A 14524-nucleotide genomic window follows, 5' to 3' on the forward strand; every position below is an offset into this window, starting at 1 on the left:
GGGGCGCGTTATTCGTTTACGCATCAGTCAAGGCATCGCCACGCCGCTTGCAGCAGAGGGCGTGGCCCTGGGAGAACATTCACATGGCATCGATCAACAAAGTCATCCTCGTCGGCAACCTGGGCGCGGACCCGGAAACCCGCTACCTGCCCAGCGGCGACGCCGTGAGCAACATCCGCCTGGCGACCACCGATCGCTACAAGGACAAGACCAGCGGCGAGATGAAGGAAGCCACCGAGTGGCACCGCATCGCCTTCTTCGGCAAGCTGGCCGAGATCGCGGGCCAGTATCTGCGCAAGGGCTCGCAGGTCTATATCGAAGGCCGCATCCGTACCCGCAAGTGGACCGACCAGTCCGGCGTGGAAAAGTACAGCACTGAAATCGTGGCTGAGCAAATGCAGATGCTGGGCTCGCGCCAAGGCATGGGCGGCGGCGGCGGTGGTGGCGACGACATGGGCGGCGGTGGCTACGGTGGTGGCCGTGAAGCTTCGGGCGGTGGCGGCGGTGGCTACGGCGGCGGTGCACGCAGCGGTGGCGGCCAGGCTGCCGGTGGCCAGCAAGGTGCTGGCGGCGCGCGTCGCCAGCAGCAGGCTCCGTCGAACGGCTTTGAAGATATGGACGACGATATTCCGTTCTGACGATCACTTTTCTGCTTCTGTCAACAACTAGCCTGCAGCCCTGCCGCTGTGGGCTTTTTTGTTTACTGTCTCTCTGACGGCGTTACTGGACTGAGTCTTGCAGCCCACCTCTCGGGATGCGTGAACAAGTCGGTCCCCATCTTGTCTTCCCCCAATCACGCACCGCTGGCGCTCGCAGCCCCACGCGCACTGAATGCCGCAGGGGCGTAGGCGCAAAAACAATACATAAATATTGTTTTTCATCGAAATTCCGGCTATGTTCGAGGGTTCGTTAGGCGGGGTAACCCTCCGCTGTGGAGATAGACAATGGAGAACACGGTACGGTCGGAGCGATCCCGCCAGATCATCCTCGACGCAGCAATCGCCATCCTCGCGCGCGAGGGCCCTGGCCGGCTCACGATCGATGCCATCGCGCAAGAGGGCGGGATCAGCAAGGGCCGGGTGATGCACCAGTTCCGTACAAAGGCGGCCGTGGTGGAGGCGCTGCTGGAGCATCAGATCGAGTACTTCGACAAGTTCGCGAAGGACTACTTTGCCGCTGCCGGCGCCGGGAATCCCGAGGCGCAGCTGTCAGAGCAGATCCTGGCGTTTCGCGAATCCATCTCCCATCCACAGTCGCTCGTCTTTGCCATCCTCGGCTCCATTGCGGAGAACCCAGAACTGTTGTCGGTGGTCAGGGAGAAGACGGCCGAGAAGGTGGTGCGCATCAAGGAAGAGGCTGAGGATCCCGATCTGGCGCTGCTGCGCTGGCAGGCTGCCCAGGGGATGGTGCTCGCAAAGATGCTGGGGCTCTGCCCGCTTGCGCCGCAGGAGCGCGACCGCTTGTTCGACCGGCTGCTCGACAGCCAGGCCTGGTCAACGCAGCCCAAGCCCAAGAAAAGAAAGTAGTCCGCGCTAGAGCTAGACGGTGCCTGGCAAGGCATCGGCGATATCTGCCCAGGCGGCAGCCAGGCTGCCGCCCACGGACGTGCAAAGCGTCTGATCTGAAGCAGGAGCCCCGGGGCTTGCCGGAATAGGGCAAGCATCGAGCGGCACCGCGCTGGCTCCGTCTGTCCGTCTCTCCCTCCCGCCCCTCTCCCGACCTCCAGCGATTGTTAGTCTTCAGCCGCTTGCCTGCTCAAAAACAAACCGACTGTATTGTTTGCAAATTGATTGCGAGACGCTATACTTGCGTCTCAAGGCAGCGCTCGTTACGTCAGAGTCCTGCTCTTCCATGGAAAACGCGAAACATTGGCGCCTTTTGGCGCTGTGGATTCGTGCGCCTGTTTGCAGCGGCGCTGCTTCACAGTCCAGGGAATAGAACCAGAGTCGACCAGCGCTTGGATTCGCAAGCATGGCTCATCCACCAAATGGCCTCCGACTTCCGTTCAATAGCGAACGCGGTCCGCTGGGCAAATCAACGAAGGGATTTCAAATGCTCGCCTCCAATACAACGAACCGACTTCTGGTGATGGCAGTACTTGCCGTGGTCATGACAGGTTGCGCGAGCACAAAGCCCGTGGCCTATTCCGGCATCTCATCGTCAGCCGTGCTGACAACCAACGCCAAAGAGGAAGCCGAGCGCATTCCGTATAGCTATGCGACGACGGTGGACTGGCGCAAATACACTTCGATCATCGTTGACCCGGTTGAAATCTACAAAGGCCGGGACCATCAGTTCGAAGATATGTCCGCTGAAGACAAAGCCGCGCTTGCGAGCTACATGCAGTCGCAATTTTCCGAAAAGCTTAAAACCCGCTTTGCTGTAGTGAACAGCCCGGCCCGGGACACGTTGCGCCTGAAGCTGACCCTGACCGGTGCGAATACCACTACACCTGTTCTCGGGCCATTGTTGCGCTTCGACATTGCCGGTGGGCTCTATAACGGGGTGCAGGCAATCCGGGGGCGAGAGGGCGCGATGACGGGCTATGTCATCTACGCCGTCGAGATTTTCGATGCGCAGAGCAACCGGCTTCTCAAGGCATACATCACCAAGCAATACCCCAATGCCATGAACGTTGTCGCCAATTTCGGTGCATTGACTGCTTCCAGGACTGGCATCGATAAAGGTGCGGACGCGCTCGTAGAACAACTCCGGTGACCACGTCGCTGCCACGCGTCCCGCTCGCTGGCTCGTTTTAAGTTGAGCTGCAAGTGGCATCCAGCCGGAGTTGAGTCATGGACCTCAGATGGGTGGCGCTCTGCATTGGCTGCGGCTGGATAGCCGGTCAGATGGCGCAGTGGCTTGCGATGCCGTAGTCAGCGTAGTTGACGGCAACACGTAGTGTTCGCCGTTACGACGCTCGAACCTGCTTTGCGCCCGTGAGGTACCGTAATGCCCCCTCCGTGAAGCGAGATGCTTGGGCTCACCCAGTGAGCATCCCGCACTTGATCGCCTGCAAATATTGCGACGCTGTCCATCAGCAAGCTGATCTCGCCGAGGGCGAGCGCGCGCTGTGCCTGCGCTGCGGCGGTCTGTTGTATCGCGAGTGTCAGCGCGCCTATCAGCGCCAGCTGCCGCTGGTGGTGATCGCGCTGATCCTGTTCATTCTCTCAAGCGCCTGTCCCATCGTCGAGATGGATCTCAAGGGGTGCGCACCGAGACCTCGCTGTGGGGCGCGATACAGGCCCTCTCTACCGGCCGGATGGCACCGGTGGCCATCCTGGTGTTCGCTACCACCATCCTGTTTCCTTTTGCCGAAATGCTGATGATGCTCTGCCTGCTGGTGCCGATGGCCCTGCGCCGCATGCCCCCGGGATTCGGTCGTCTTGTCCGCGGTGTCCAGCAGGCCAGGCCGTGGGGCATGCTCGAAGTCTTCATGATCGGCGTGCTGGTCACGCTGGTGAAGCTCTCGACCGTTGCCCAGGTGCTGCCGGGCGTCGCGCTGTGGTCGTTCGCCGCACTGATGATCGTGCTCGCCGCGATGCTTTGCTTCGACCCGCGCGACCTCTGGCGGTACCTGGATGAGGATGCGCCACGATGAGAATCCCAACCGCCACAGCACACCCAGCTGCCTCACTGGGTCTTCTGTCTTGCCACGCCTGCGCCGCGCTCAGCCCGAGCGATCTGGTGGGCGAACCCTGCCCGCGCTGCGGCGCCACCCTGCATCATCGCAAACCGCGGAGCCTGACCCGTACATGGGCCTTCCTGCTGGCGGCCTACATGCTCTATATCCCTGCCAACCTGCTGCCAGTGATGGTGACGCAATCCATCCTTGGCACGCAGCGCGACACCATCTTCTCGGGCGTCATCTACCTGTGGATGTCGGGCGCCAATCTGCTCGCCATCATCGTACTGATTGCGAGCATCGTCGTGCCGCTCTTGAAGATGGCGATCCTTACCCTCTTGCTGCTCACCGTGCAATTGCGCTCAAGCTGGCGCATCCGCCAGCAGACCCGCCTCTATCGCCTGCTTGAACTGATTGGTCGCTGGTCGATGCTCGATATCTTCGTGGTCGCGCTGCTGGCTTCGCTGGTACGGGCCGACTCGCTAGCGACCATTGTTCCAGGCGGCGGGGCGATTGCCTTCGGCTCCGTGGTGGTGCTCACCATGATGGCTTCGCTGAGTTTTGACCCACGCCTGCTGTGGGATTCGCTGGATGCAAGACATGTCCGACCTTGAGGCATCCGTGCCCCTTCCGCCTTCTCCCACATGGCCACCGTCGCCGCCGATGCCCGGGCCGGAGCGCCGGCAGCGCGGGCGCTGGGTACCCTCGCTCGTCTGGCTGATTCCGCTTGTCGCCGCCGTGATCTCGCTGTCATTGCTGATCCACACATTGGCCGAGCGCGGCCCTTCGATCACCGTGAGTTTCCGCTCCGCCGATGGACTCATCCCCCGCAAGACCCCTGTGCGCTACAAGGCCGTGGATATCGGCCTTGTCAAGTCACTGCGCCTGGCGCCGGACCGCTCGCATGTCGTCGCCACTATCGAGCTGACTAGCGATGCCGAGAGCTTCTCGACCAGCGATACGCGCTTCTGGGTGGTGCGCCCGAGGATTGCCGTGTCTGGCATCTCGGGCCTGGAGACGCTGGTGTCCGGCTCCTATATCGGCGTGGACGCCGGCAGGTCGGAGGTACGCAGACGCGCTTTCACGGGGCTGGAAGCACCGCCTGTTGTCACCACCGATGCCTCCGGCAAGCAATTCGTGCTGCGCGCCGCCGACCTTGGCTCACTCGATATCGGCTCTCCGGTCTACTACCGGCGCGTGCAGGTCGGACAGGTGGTGGCCTACCAGCTCAATCCCGACGGCCGAGATCTATCCGTGCGGGTATTCATCAACAAGCCTTACGACCAGATGGTCACCGTGGATGCGCGCTTCTGGCACGCCAGCGGCGTCGATATCAAGCTCGACTCGGGTGGGTTCAAGCTCAACACGCAGTCGCTTGCCACGATGTTGCTCGGTGGCGTTGCCTTCCAGGCCCCGGACGATGCCAAGGCCACCGCCGTGGCAGGAGAAAACACCCAGTTCATGCTCGCCAGCGACCAGGCCAACGCCTTCAAGGCATCCGACGAACTTGCGCCTACGCTGGCCGTGCTCTACTTCGACCAGTCCGTGCGCGGCTTGTCGCCTGGCGCTCCGGTTGACTTTCGCGGCATAGCCGTGGGCCAGGTGAGATCCATCGGCATCGAATACCAGCGCGACAAAAAAGCGTTCCGCATGCCCGTCGTAGTGGAGTTATATCCGTCCCGCATTGGCTTATCCGCGCGTGATCTCGCGGATAAGCCCCACGCCAGGGGCATCGCCGATGTCCTGAACAAGCGCGGCCTTCGGGCGCAGCTGCGCACCGGCAACCTGCTGACCGGCCAGGTCTTTGTGGCGTTTGATTTCTTCCCTGGCGCGCCACCGGTAAAGCTAAGCCTGGACAACGCGGTGCCCGAACTCCCCACCATACCGGGGACGTTGGACGAGCTGCAGACCAGTTGGGCAACATCGTTTCCAAGCTGGATAAGGTGCCGTTTGATCAGATCGGCCAAGACCTTCGGACCACGATGGCGTCGCTGGACAAGATGCTGAGCAATGCCGACAAGCTGGTGACTCAGTTCAACGGCGATGTGATGCCGCAAGTCACCACCGCGCTGCGCGATGCGCACAAGACACTGGAGATGGCCAACGGCGCGCTCGACGCAAACGCGCCGATGCAACAAGACGCGCGCCGCATGATGCAGGAGTTGACGCGCGCCGCCATCTCGCTGCGCACCTTGGCGGACTATCTGGAAGGGCATCCGGAAGCCCTGGTGCGCGGCAAAACGGATCAGGAGACACCATGATGAAAGGCAGCAATCTGCCACGACTGGCTGCGGGGCTGGTGATCGTGTCTGCCGCCGCTGTGCTGGCCGGCTGCGCCTCGCCCGAGGCGCGGTATTACACCTTGTCACCAGCGGCGGAGGCTCGTCCTGCGGCCGTGCCGGTGACTGGCCAGGCACCGGAGCCTGTATGGATCGAAGTGGCACCCGTTCGCGTGCCGGAACGCGTCAACCGGGTCAATCTTGTCCTGAGCAACAGCAGTGGCAGGCTCAAGCTGTTGCAGCAAGATCGCTGGTCGGCATCGCTCCCGGACGAATTTCGCGACGCGCTGTCTCAACGCTTGCAAGTGAGCCTGGGCGCCGTCGATACGTACCAGCATGGCAGGCCCGGCGCGGAGCCGCTTTATCGCGTCAGCGCCGAAGTGGTACAGATCGATGCCGCCATCGACGAACGTGTCAGCGCTATCGTCCACTGGACCGTGCACCGGTTGCCCGACGGCAAAGTGACGGTGGGGTACACGCGGGCGGAGCTGGCAGCAGCGGGAGGCGTGGATGGCGTTGTAGCCGCCTATCAGCAGGTAGTGATCAACACCGCCGCCGACATCGCGGCGGCGGTGCGCTCGCTACGATCGTGAGTGCCTGGGCGGCTCTGGCGCGGTCCGCAACGGCACGGCATTCATTCCATGCTGGCGCCGGAGTCCTTGGCCACCTTGGTCCACTTGGCAGTTTCCGAACGGATGAACCCGGACAACTGCGTCGGCGTCATATCGCCCGCCGTCACGCCTTGCTCCTCGAAGCGTTTCTGCACCTCGGGCAGCTTCAACACCTTGGCCAGCTCCGCACTGACACGCTGCTCGACCGCGGGCGGTGTGCCCCGCGGCGCCATCAGCGCGTACCACGTCGTCACCTCGAATCCCTTGACGCCGCTTTCGTCGAGCGTTGGCACGCCTGGATAGGCGGTGGACCGCTTCGCCGTGGTGACGGCGAGCGCCTTCACCTTGCCGCTGCGCACGTGGGGCGCGGCGGAGGGGCTGGTTTCGATAGCCATCTGGATTTGCCCGGCGATCAGGTCTGTCATCATCGGGGCGCCGCCCTTGTAGGGCACGTGGGCGATGTCGGTGCCCGTCATCGCGCGGAACAGTTCGCCGGAGAGGTGCTCGGTGCTGCCGGTGCCGGCGGAGCCGTAGTTGACCTTGCCCGGATGTGCCTTGATGTAGGCGATCAGTTCCGGCACGGACTTGGCCGGGATCATTTGGTTGACCAGCAGCACGTTGGGTGTCAGCGCGACCATGCCGACCGGGTCGAGGTCCTTGGTGAAATCGTAGGGGAGCGTCTTGTAGATGCCGGGCGCCATGGTATGCGCCACGGTAGCAAGCAGGAAGGTGTAGCCATCGGCCTGCGCCCTTGCCACATTGGCGGCGCCGAGCGTGCCGCCGGCGCCGGGCCGGTTGTCGATCACCACCGGCTGGCGCAACGCTTCACCGAGCTTCTGGCCGATGGTGCGGCCGATGATATCGGTGGTGCCGCCAGCGGCAAACGGGACCACCAGCGAGATCGGCCTGGCTGGCCAATTGTCCGCCGCGAATGCGACGACACCCACCGACATGAGGGCGGTGCCGAGGATGCCGGCGATCACGGCGCGGCGTGCGGTGGACTTCATCTTGTCTCCTGCGGGAACGTTCTGGTAGTCGGCGGGGCGTTTTTTGCTGGCAAGACTGTACGTAGCGCCACAGGCGGGCGCCAGTCACGTTCCGGCAAGGGGTCTTCAGGCTTTGTGAAGAGTGGCGCCGGGCCAGCGCCCGTCCTCGACCAGTGCGCGGGTCACGCTGGCCAGCACGGTGCGGGCCGCCAGGCCGGCCGGGGAGAGTTCGTCGTCGCAGAGGCTGACCAGCAGGTTGGGCCGATGGACCGTGCCGGTGCTGCTGCTGTCGGCGATTTCCATCATGCGCAGCGGCTCGCCGATCAGCCGGGCCACCGCCGCGCCAGGCTGGATGGTAGCGCCGAGGCCGGCGCGCACCGCATCCATCAGCATCGCCAGGCCGTCGATCTCGGCAATGACGTTGAGCGGATGCTGGCTGCGCGCAAACGCGGTATTGAGCAAGGCGCGCAAGCCGTGTGGGCTGCTCGGCAGGATCAGCGGCAGGTTGCCAAGCTGTTCGAGCTGCACGGGCGCAGCCACTGGCAATCCGGGGAGTCCCTCCTTGGCGATGACGAACAGCCGCTCGTCGAGCAGCGGCGTCACGCTCCAGCGTTGGGTACCTTCGACCTGGAACAGCACGGCGAGGTCGAGTTGCCGCGCGCCGATCATCGACGCCAGGTTGCCGGACAGGTTTTCGACCAGATGCAGCCGGATATCGGGGTAGCGCTCGCGCATGGCCAGCATGAAGGGCAAGCCGAGCACGGCGATCGTACTCGGCGCCATGCCCACGCTGACATGGCCGGACAGGCGTGCCAACTGCGCGGCGCGCACGGCGTCGTCGGCGTGGCGGATCGCCAGCTGCGCCTGCCGCCAGAAGGCCAGGCCCGCGTCGGTGGGCACGACCCCGCTCGAGGTCCTTTGCAGCAGGCGGGTCGACAGCTCGCTTTCGAGCCGGCTGATCTGCTGGCTCAATGCCGAGGTCACCACCCCCAGCTTCTGGGCTGCCTGCCCCATGCTGCCCAGTTCCACTACCTGCACGAAGTAGCGCAGCTGCCGAAGTTCCATGTTCCTTTCCCGCTTTCCATGCCCGTAAGACCGCCGTATTGTGCCTCGCGCGTGCGGCCGGGCGATAGGCATCTCGTGTCTGTTGCCGTTTTCATCGAATCATATAGATGAGTTAGTTGACTTGGGTAGGCGTTGCCTCCTATGATGGGACTGCCCCCGCATCGCTTCTTGCACGCCTATCTTGCTGATCGAATCCCTGCTGTCGCAGACCCAGCTGACTCCCCTCGAGCTCGCCTGCCTGGCGCCGATCGTGCTGTGGGCCTATACGATCTTCGGGCTCACCGGCTTCGGCTCTTCCATCATGGCGATGCCGCTGCTCACGCAGATCGTTCCGCTGCGCACCGCGGTGCCGATGATCCTGTTCTTCGATCTTGTCGCGGGAACCCTGCTGGGCATGCGCAGCCGTAGCCACGTGCATGTGGGCGAGTTGCGCAGGCTGATGCCGAGCGTGCTGGTGGGCATGATCTCGGGCCTGGCGCTGCTGATGTTCGCGCCGGAGCGTCCGCTGCTGCTGTTGCTCGGTTTGTTCGTGCTGCTGTATTCCGCATGGAACCTGCTGTTCAAGCGCGGCTTCAGCGAGCTGGACCCGCGGCTGTCGGTGCCATTCGGCGTAGTAGGGGGCATGCTGACCGCGATGTTCGGTACCGGCGGCCCGCTGTACACAATCTACCTGGCAGGACGGTTGCGGGACGCCGCGCAGTTGCGGGCCACTACCAGCACGCTGATCGTGCTGACGGCGTTCGGCCGGCTGATCCTTTTCGCGGTAGCGGGACTCTATGCCAATGCCGCGATCTTCATGCTGGCGGCGATGCTGATGCCGTGCGCCATCGCCGGCTACTTCATGGGCGGCTGGCTGCACCGGCGCATCGCCCCGGCCAAGGTCATCCGCGCCGTATGGGCCATCCTGATCGCTGCCGGCTTCGGCCTGGTTTATCGCAGCGCGCTGGGATAAGGCCCGGCGCGCCGCGCTTTTCACTTGCGTGCCACGACCGGCGCGGGCAGACCTTCCATTTGTACATTGACGCAGGCCGGCCGGCCCGATGCGATGGCGCGCTGCACGGCTGGCAACAGCTGCTCCGGCGCCTGCACGAATTCACCGTGTCCGCCAAATGCCGCGCAGACCTGGTCGTATCGCGTGGGCAGCAGTTCGCATCCCACCAGCCTGTCCTTGCCGTAGCAGTTGAGCTGGATCTGGTACTCCGCGTTCCAGCGCGCGTCGTTGCCGACCACGGCGACGAAGGACAGGCCGTAGCGGACCGCCGTGTCGAACTCGGCGATATGAAAGCCCGTGGTGCCATCGCCCATCATGGCGATGACCGGCGCGTCCGGCTTGGCCACCCGCGCCGCCAACGCCATTGGCAGGGCGCTGCCGATGGCGCCCGCCGGCCCGTTGATGACGCGGTGCGGCGCCTGCAGGCAGGCTTGCGCCCACTGCCCGAATTCGCCGCCGTCAGAGATCAGCACCGCCTCCGGATGACTGTCCAGGACCGGCTGCAGGGGACTGCACACCTGGACCGGGTGCAGCGCGCCCGTCGACGATGCGGTCTTCCATGCTTCGGGACGATAGCGGATGGCAGCCTTCACATCCTCAAGCCATGCGTCATGCTGCTTCCGGCCGGCCGCGCAGGCGATCAGCTGCGCGATGGCGCTGCCGACGTCCGCGCGCCGCGCGAGCTGCAAGCGGGCGCCAGCCGCACGGCGGCTGCGCTCCAGCTCGGCATCGTCCGCATCGATCTGCAGGAAGCTGCAGTCGGCCGCGAAGGAGGGAGACTGGCCGAACTTCAGCGTGAAGTCGAGGCGCTTGCCCAGCAGCAATATGCAGTCGGCCTGCGCCAGCATCTGCCCGAACGCGCCAAGGCTCGGATCGTGATTGCCGCGTGGGCTTTCCATGCCGACGACGGGAATGCCGGTGCGCGCTTCCAGCTCCGCCGTGCAGCTGCGCCCGCGCGCGGTGAGCCAGGCGGGGCCGGCGAGGATCAGCGGGCGCCTTGCCGCTGCCAGTGCCGCCAGCACCTCGGACGCTGTCCGCGCATCGAACGCAGGCGCTTCCTGCGGCGTAGCGATCGAGGCAAGTTCACCGGCGCGGGTCGCGGCATTCTCCAATGCATCGGTGGGCAGGCTCAAGTGCACCGGGCCGGGCCGCCCGGATTGCGCGATGCGCATGGCCAGCGCGATATCGGCAGCAACGGTGTCAGCGCTGGCGCTGGCCCACGACGCCTTGGTGACTGGTGCGGCCATCTCGGCCTGCCGCATTTCCTGGAAGGCTCCAAAGCCGCGCTGGCTGTTCGGCGCATGGCCCGACAGCAGCACCAGCGGCGACTCCGACATCTGCGCGGTGTAGAGCGCGGATACCGCGTTGGCGTGGCCGGGCCCGCCGGTGACCATCGCCAGGCCGACTTCGCCCGTGATGCGCGACCACGCATCGGCCATGTGCACGGTGGCGGCTTCATGCCGCGTGTGGATCAACGCGATTTCCGCGTCCAGGCAGGCGTCGAACACCGGCATGATGTGATTGCCCGACAAGGTGAATATGCGCCTGACGCCGGCCTTGGCCAGCGTGCCTGCCAGCGCATCGGCGCCGCGATGGGACTTCGCCATTGGAGTTCCTATTTGAGCTGGATGTTGAGGGACTTGCCCAGTTGCTCGTACATCGCAACCTGGGCTTCGACAAACTTGTGCGTCTCGGATGGCGACATGACCATGGGGATCGAGGCAATGGTCAGGACCCCGGTCTTCCACTGCGGATCGCTCGCGACCTTCGGCAGCACCGTCGCCCATTTTTCCACCAGGCGCGGGTCCATGCCAGGCGGGCCATACAGGGCGCTCCAGCCGTTGAGCGCTTCTAGCCGGGGATGGCCGGTCTCGCTCGCGGTCGGCACGTCGGGCAGGTCCGGCAGGCGCTGCGGCGAGGTGGTCACCAGCGCGCGCAGTTTCCCGCCCTTGATATTGCCGATCAATGCGGTCAAGTTGTTGCAGGTGAAATCGACCTCGCTGGAGAGCACCGCCGCGGTAGCTTCCCCGCCGCCCTTGTAGGCGACCTGTACCACGGCCTGTTTGTCGAGCCGCGCCGATTGCAGCAAGGCCTGGGTGGTCAGGTTCAGCACCGTGCCGGGGCCGGAGGTGCTGTAGTTCAGCTTGCCGGGCTGGCTGCGGATGGCGGCGAGCAGGTCGTCCAGCGTCTTGTAGGCGGCTGCCGTCCTGACCACGCAGACTACCGGGTTCAACTCCAGCAGGCCAAGCAGCGTGAATTCATTCCACTTGTAGCCCAGGTCGGCCTGCAGCGCCGGCAGGATCGCCTGCGCGCCGACGCGCCCGAGCAGTAGCGTCTGCCCGTTTGGCCTCGCGTCGCGCACGAACTGCGAGCCGATGGCGCCGCCGGCCCCGGCCTTGTTGACGACGACCAGGGTTTCGCCGGTCACGTTCCTGACCCCGACGGAGAGGTTGCGTGCCGACAGGTCCGCATCCCCGCCGGCGCTGTAAGGCACCACAACGGTAATCGGCCGTGCGGGGGCGCTATCGGCCGATGCAAGGCTGCCGACGCAGAGCAGCATCGCGGCGAATGCCGCCGCGCGTAATGTCTTCTTTTTGTTCATTGAGTCTCCTCCACCTGCGCACTACATCAGGCCGCCTCCTCCAGGATCGTCTCACCAGGAGCCACGCGGGTAAATTGCACGGGAGAGCGGGTCAGCTGCAGCATGCCGTCGCGCTGGCGCACCACGGTGAAGCTGGACCCGGGCAGGTCGCCCGTGGCCGGGAAATCCTCGCGGAAATGCGCGCCGCGCGAATCCTCGCGGGAGAGGGCGGCTTCCACGATGACCTGGCTCACGCCGATCAGGCTGCTCAGGTTCATCCAGTCGTGCCAGGTGACGTTGAACGCGCGATGGCCATCGGCGACGCCGGTTGCCTTCAGCATCTGCTCCAGTTCCGCCAGGCGTTCGCGAGCCCGCATCAGGCCGTCGCGCGTGCGCATGACGCCAACGTGGTCCCACATGCAATCGAACAGCGCCTCGCGGATCGGTTCGAGACTGCCTGCCTGTTTGCCGAACGGGGCCTCCATGGCACTGATGGCGGCGGCGATCGCGGCTTCGTCGGGCGCGCGCAGCGTGTTGTTGCGCCGCGTCCAGGCGGCCATGCTGTCGCCGGCGATGCCGCCGAACACGGTTGAGTTGGCGACGCCGTTGCCACCCAGGCGGTTCGCGCCATGCACGCCGCCCGTGTCTTCGCCGGCGGCAAACAGGCCGTGCAGCTCGGTGCTGCAGTCGGGGCGGAACTGCACGCCGCCCATCATGTAGTGCGCGGTGGGTACCACCTCGACGAGATCGCCGGCGAGGTCGAAGCCGCAGTCGCCGCAGCGCTCGACCATGCCCTTGAACTGCTTGCGCACCTTCTCAGGGCCGAGGTGCCCCATCTGGATATACACGCCGCCATTGGGCGAAATCCGGCCCGCGCGCATCTCGGCATAGATGCCGCGCGATACGATGTCGCGCGTGGCGCGTTCGCCGCGCGGATCGTAGTTGTGCATGAAGCGTTCCTTGTCGCCGTTGAGCAGGTAGCCCCCGGCGCCGCGCAAGCCCTCTTCCAGCACGGTGCCGGTCATGCGCGTGTCCTTGCCCGCCAGCAGCCCGGTGGGGTGGAACTGCACCATCTCCATATCGCGCAGGGGCAGGCCGGCGCGCAGCGCCATCGCCAGGCCGTCGCAGCTCTTGTCGCCCGAGGGCGTGTGGAACTTGTACATGGTCGGCCCGCCGCCGGTGGCCAGCAGCACGGCCTTGGCCTGCACGAACACGAATTCGCCGCTGCGCATGTCGATCATCAGCACGCCGGACAGTGACCTGCCATCCGGCGTCCTGATCAGCTCGACCGCGCGGTGTTCTTCCAGCCGGTTGATGCCGCGGCTCCAGACCTGCTCGGCCAGGCGGTTGATGATCTCGATGCCGGTCAGGTCGCCCTTGTGCACGGTGCGGTCGAAGGTCTGCCCGGCGAAGGCCTTCTGGTGGACCGTGCCGTCCGGGTTGCGGTCGAAGAAGCAACCCAGTTCGTTCTCGAGTTCGTGGATGCGCTCGACCGCCTTGGTGACCAGCGTCCACGCCAGCTCCTGGTCGGACAGCCACTTGCTGCCTTCCACGGTGTCCATGAAATGGCGCTCGACCGAATCGCCCTGCGCCAGCGCCACGTTGTAGCCGCCCTGGACCATGCGGGTGCAGCCGCACTTGCCAAGCAGCCCCTTCACGGCCACGGTGATGGACAGTTCCGGCGCCTGCTGGTGCGCATGCAGCGCGGCGAACAGGCCGGCGCCGCCGGAGCCGAGGATCAGCACGTCGGTCTGCAGCCGCTTGATGGTCTTCATGGCTTTGCCACTCCCAAGCTGGCCAGCACGGCGGCGCGCTGGTCGGCGGTGTTCTGTTTGACAGCCGTGTAAAGGCTGTTGCCGTGGCTGTCCATGGCCACCAGCAGCGGGCCGAAATCGCGGATGCGCAAGCGCCACAGCGATTCGGGATTGAGGTCGTCCAGATCCACGTCCTCGATCTGCTCGATCCACGTGGTCTCCAGCGCCGCCGTGCCGCCGATGATCGCCAGGTACACGCCGCCCAGTTCCTGGAATGCCTCCAGCGAGCCTTCGCGCATGCCGCCTTTGCCGACGATCATGCGTACGCCGTTGCGCGTCATCAGCGGGCGGGTGAAGCGCTCCATGCGGTCGGAGGTGGTGGTGCCGATGCAGACCGGCTGGTAGCCGGCGGGATGCTCGGCGCTGGCGGGCACCTTGCGCACATTGGGCGCGGTGTGGATCACCGCATGGCCGCAGAGATCGAAGCGCGTCTTGCGGCCGCGGTCGAACATATGGATCTGCGTGGCGTCGCGGATGCCGAACAGCGTCTGCTGCAAGGTCACGGTGTCGTTGACGCGCAGTTGACGGATCTGTGCCTCCGTCACGGGCGTGGAGAGTTCGTAGTGCGCCAT

Annotated in this window: 12 protein-coding genes and 2 pseudogenes; 8 read left to right on the top strand and 6 right to left on the bottom strand. The window is 64.9% G+C overall.

Features of this window, described 5'->3' with window-relative positions:
• Positions 1 to 83 precede the first annotated feature (83 nt).
• The 7 genes and pseudogenes from OMK73_RS31225 (at position 84) to OMK73_RS31255 (ending at position 6497) form a co-directional block, all read left to right on the top strand.
• Positions 84 to 638 (top strand): single-stranded DNA-binding protein, encoded by a 555-nt coding sequence (locus tag OMK73_RS31225; protein ID WP_267605430.1) that lies wholly within the window; start codon positions 84 to 86, stop codon positions 636 to 638.
• Between the two features lie 306 nt (positions 639 to 944).
• Complete coding sequence (locus OMK73_RS31230; RefSeq protein WP_267605431.1) at positions 945 to 1526, top strand: TetR/AcrR family transcriptional regulator; 582 nt, start codon at positions 945 to 947, stop codon at positions 1524 to 1526.
• A gap of 526 nt (positions 1527 to 2052) precedes the next feature.
• A complete protein-coding gene (locus OMK73_RS31235; protein WP_267605432.1) occupies positions 2053 to 2718 on the top strand; it encodes a DUF3313 domain-containing protein in 666 nt (221 codons plus the stop codon).
• 272 nt (positions 2719 to 2990) lie between these two features.
• Positions 2991 to 3601, top strand: a pseudogene (locus OMK73_RS31240) (paraquat-inducible protein A).
• Positions 3598 to 4239 carry a paraquat-inducible protein A gene (locus OMK73_RS31245; RefSeq protein ID WP_267605433.1) on the top strand — a complete coding sequence of 214 codons (642 nt, stop codon included), beginning with the start codon at positions 3598 to 3600 and terminating at the stop codon, positions 4237 to 4239. Before OMK73_RS31240 ends, OMK73_RS31245 begins: the two are co-directional and overlap by 4 nt.
• Positions 4226 to 5886: pseudogene (locus OMK73_RS31250) on the top strand (intermembrane transport protein PqiB). The gene OMK73_RS31245 and the pseudogene OMK73_RS31250 overlap by 14 nt, the downstream one beginning before the upstream one ends.
• A complete protein-coding gene (locus OMK73_RS31255; protein ID WP_267605434.1) occupies positions 5883 to 6497 on the top strand; it encodes a PqiC family protein in 615 nt (204 codons plus the stop codon). Before OMK73_RS31250 ends, OMK73_RS31255 begins: the two are co-directional and overlap by 4 nt.
• 41 nt (positions 6498 to 6538) lie before the next feature.
• Here OMK73_RS31255 and OMK73_RS31260 read toward each other — a convergent pair whose 3' ends face one another.
• Entirely contained in the window at positions 6539 to 7522 is a 984-nt protein-coding gene (locus tag OMK73_RS31260) for a Bug family tripartite tricarboxylate transporter substrate binding protein (protein WP_267605435.1), read from the bottom strand.
• A gap of 105 nt (positions 7523 to 7627) precedes the next feature.
• The gene (locus OMK73_RS31265) at positions 7628 to 8566 is read right to left on the bottom strand and encodes a LysR substrate-binding domain-containing protein (RefSeq protein WP_267605436.1); all 939 of its coding nucleotides are present in this window, start codon (positions 8564 to 8566) and stop codon (positions 7628 to 7630) included.
• Positions 8567 to 8747: 181 nt separating this feature from the next.
• On the opposite strand from OMK73_RS31265, the gene OMK73_RS31270 reads away from it, so the two are divergent.
• Positions 8748 to 9518, top strand: coding sequence for a sulfite exporter TauE/SafE family protein (locus tag OMK73_RS31270; protein WP_267605437.1), 771 nt, complete (start codon positions 8748 to 8750; stop codon positions 9516 to 9518).
• Between the two features lie 20 nt (positions 9519 to 9538).
• Here the strand turns inward: OMK73_RS31270 and OMK73_RS31275 are convergent, their stop codons facing one another.
• The 4 genes from OMK73_RS31275 to OMK73_RS31290 are packed head-to-tail and all read right to left on the bottom strand — an operon-like array spanning position 9539 to position 14524.
• The gene (locus OMK73_RS31275) at positions 9539 to 11164 is read right to left on the bottom strand and encodes a thiamine pyrophosphate-binding protein (protein WP_267605438.1); all 1626 of its coding nucleotides are present in this window, start codon (positions 11162 to 11164) and stop codon (positions 9539 to 9541) included.
• A gap of 8 nt (positions 11165 to 11172) precedes the next feature.
• Positions 11173 to 12159 (bottom strand): Bug family tripartite tricarboxylate transporter substrate binding protein, encoded by a 987-nt coding sequence (locus OMK73_RS31280; RefSeq protein WP_267605439.1) that lies wholly within the window; start codon positions 12157 to 12159, stop codon positions 11173 to 11175.
• 26 nt (positions 12160 to 12185) lie between these two features.
• Positions 12186 to 13913 (bottom strand): L-aspartate oxidase, encoded by a 1728-nt coding sequence (locus OMK73_RS31285; protein ID WP_267605440.1) that lies wholly within the window; start codon positions 13911 to 13913, stop codon positions 12186 to 12188.
• Entirely contained in the window at positions 13910 to 14524 is a 615-nt protein-coding gene (locus OMK73_RS31290; protein ID WP_267605441.1) for a fumarate hydratase C-terminal domain-containing protein, read from the bottom strand. The genes OMK73_RS31285 and OMK73_RS31290 overlap by 4 nt, the downstream gene beginning before the upstream one ends.

This window comes from Cupriavidus sp. D39 (assembly GCF_026627925.1).
Lineage (GTDB): Bacteria > Pseudomonadota > Gammaproteobacteria > Burkholderiales > Burkholderiaceae > Cupriavidus > Cupriavidus ulmosensis.

What these genes read in the sequence shown, in the direction of transcription:
- OMK73_RS31225 (WP_267605430.1), top strand. Translation starts at nt 84, where the DNA reads ATGGCATCGATCAACAAAGTCATCCTCGTCGGCAACCTGGGCGCGGAC.
- OMK73_RS31260 (WP_267605435.1), bottom strand. Translation starts at nt 7,522, where the DNA reads ATGAAGTCCACCGCACGCCGCGCCGTGATCGCCGGCATCCTCGGCACC.
- OMK73_RS31245 (WP_267605433.1), top strand. Translation starts at nt 3,598, where the DNA reads ATGAGAATCCCAACCGCCACAGCACACCCAGCTGCCTCACTGGGTCTT.
- OMK73_RS31280 (WP_267605439.1), bottom strand. Translation starts at nt 12,159, where the DNA reads ATGAACAAAAAGAAGACATTACGCGCGGCGGCATTCGCCGCGATGCTG.
- OMK73_RS31285 (WP_267605440.1), bottom strand. Translation starts at nt 13,913, where the DNA reads ATGAAGACCATCAAGCGGCTGCAGACCGACGTGCTGATCCTCGGCTCC.
- OMK73_RS31255 (WP_267605434.1), top strand. Translation starts at nt 5,883, where the DNA reads ATGATGAAAGGCAGCAATCTGCCACGACTGGCTGCGGGGCTGGTGATC.
- OMK73_RS31230 (WP_267605431.1), top strand. Translation starts at nt 945, where the DNA reads ATGGAGAACACGGTACGGTCGGAGCGATCCCGCCAGATCATCCTCGAC.
- OMK73_RS31235 (WP_267605432.1), top strand. Translation starts at nt 2,053, where the DNA reads ATGCTCGCCTCCAATACAACGAACCGACTTCTGGTGATGGCAGTACTT.
- OMK73_RS31290 (WP_267605441.1), bottom strand. Translation starts at nt 14,524, where the DNA reads ATGGCGCACTACGAACTCTCCACGCCCGTGACGGAGGCACAGATCCGT.
- OMK73_RS31275 (WP_267605438.1), bottom strand. Translation starts at nt 11,164, where the DNA reads ATGGCGAAGTCCCATCGCGGCGCCGATGCGCTGGCAGGCACGCTGGCC.
- OMK73_RS31265 (WP_267605436.1), bottom strand. Translation starts at nt 8,566, where the DNA reads ATGGAACTTCGGCAGCTGCGCTACTTCGTGCAGGTAGTGGAACTGGGC.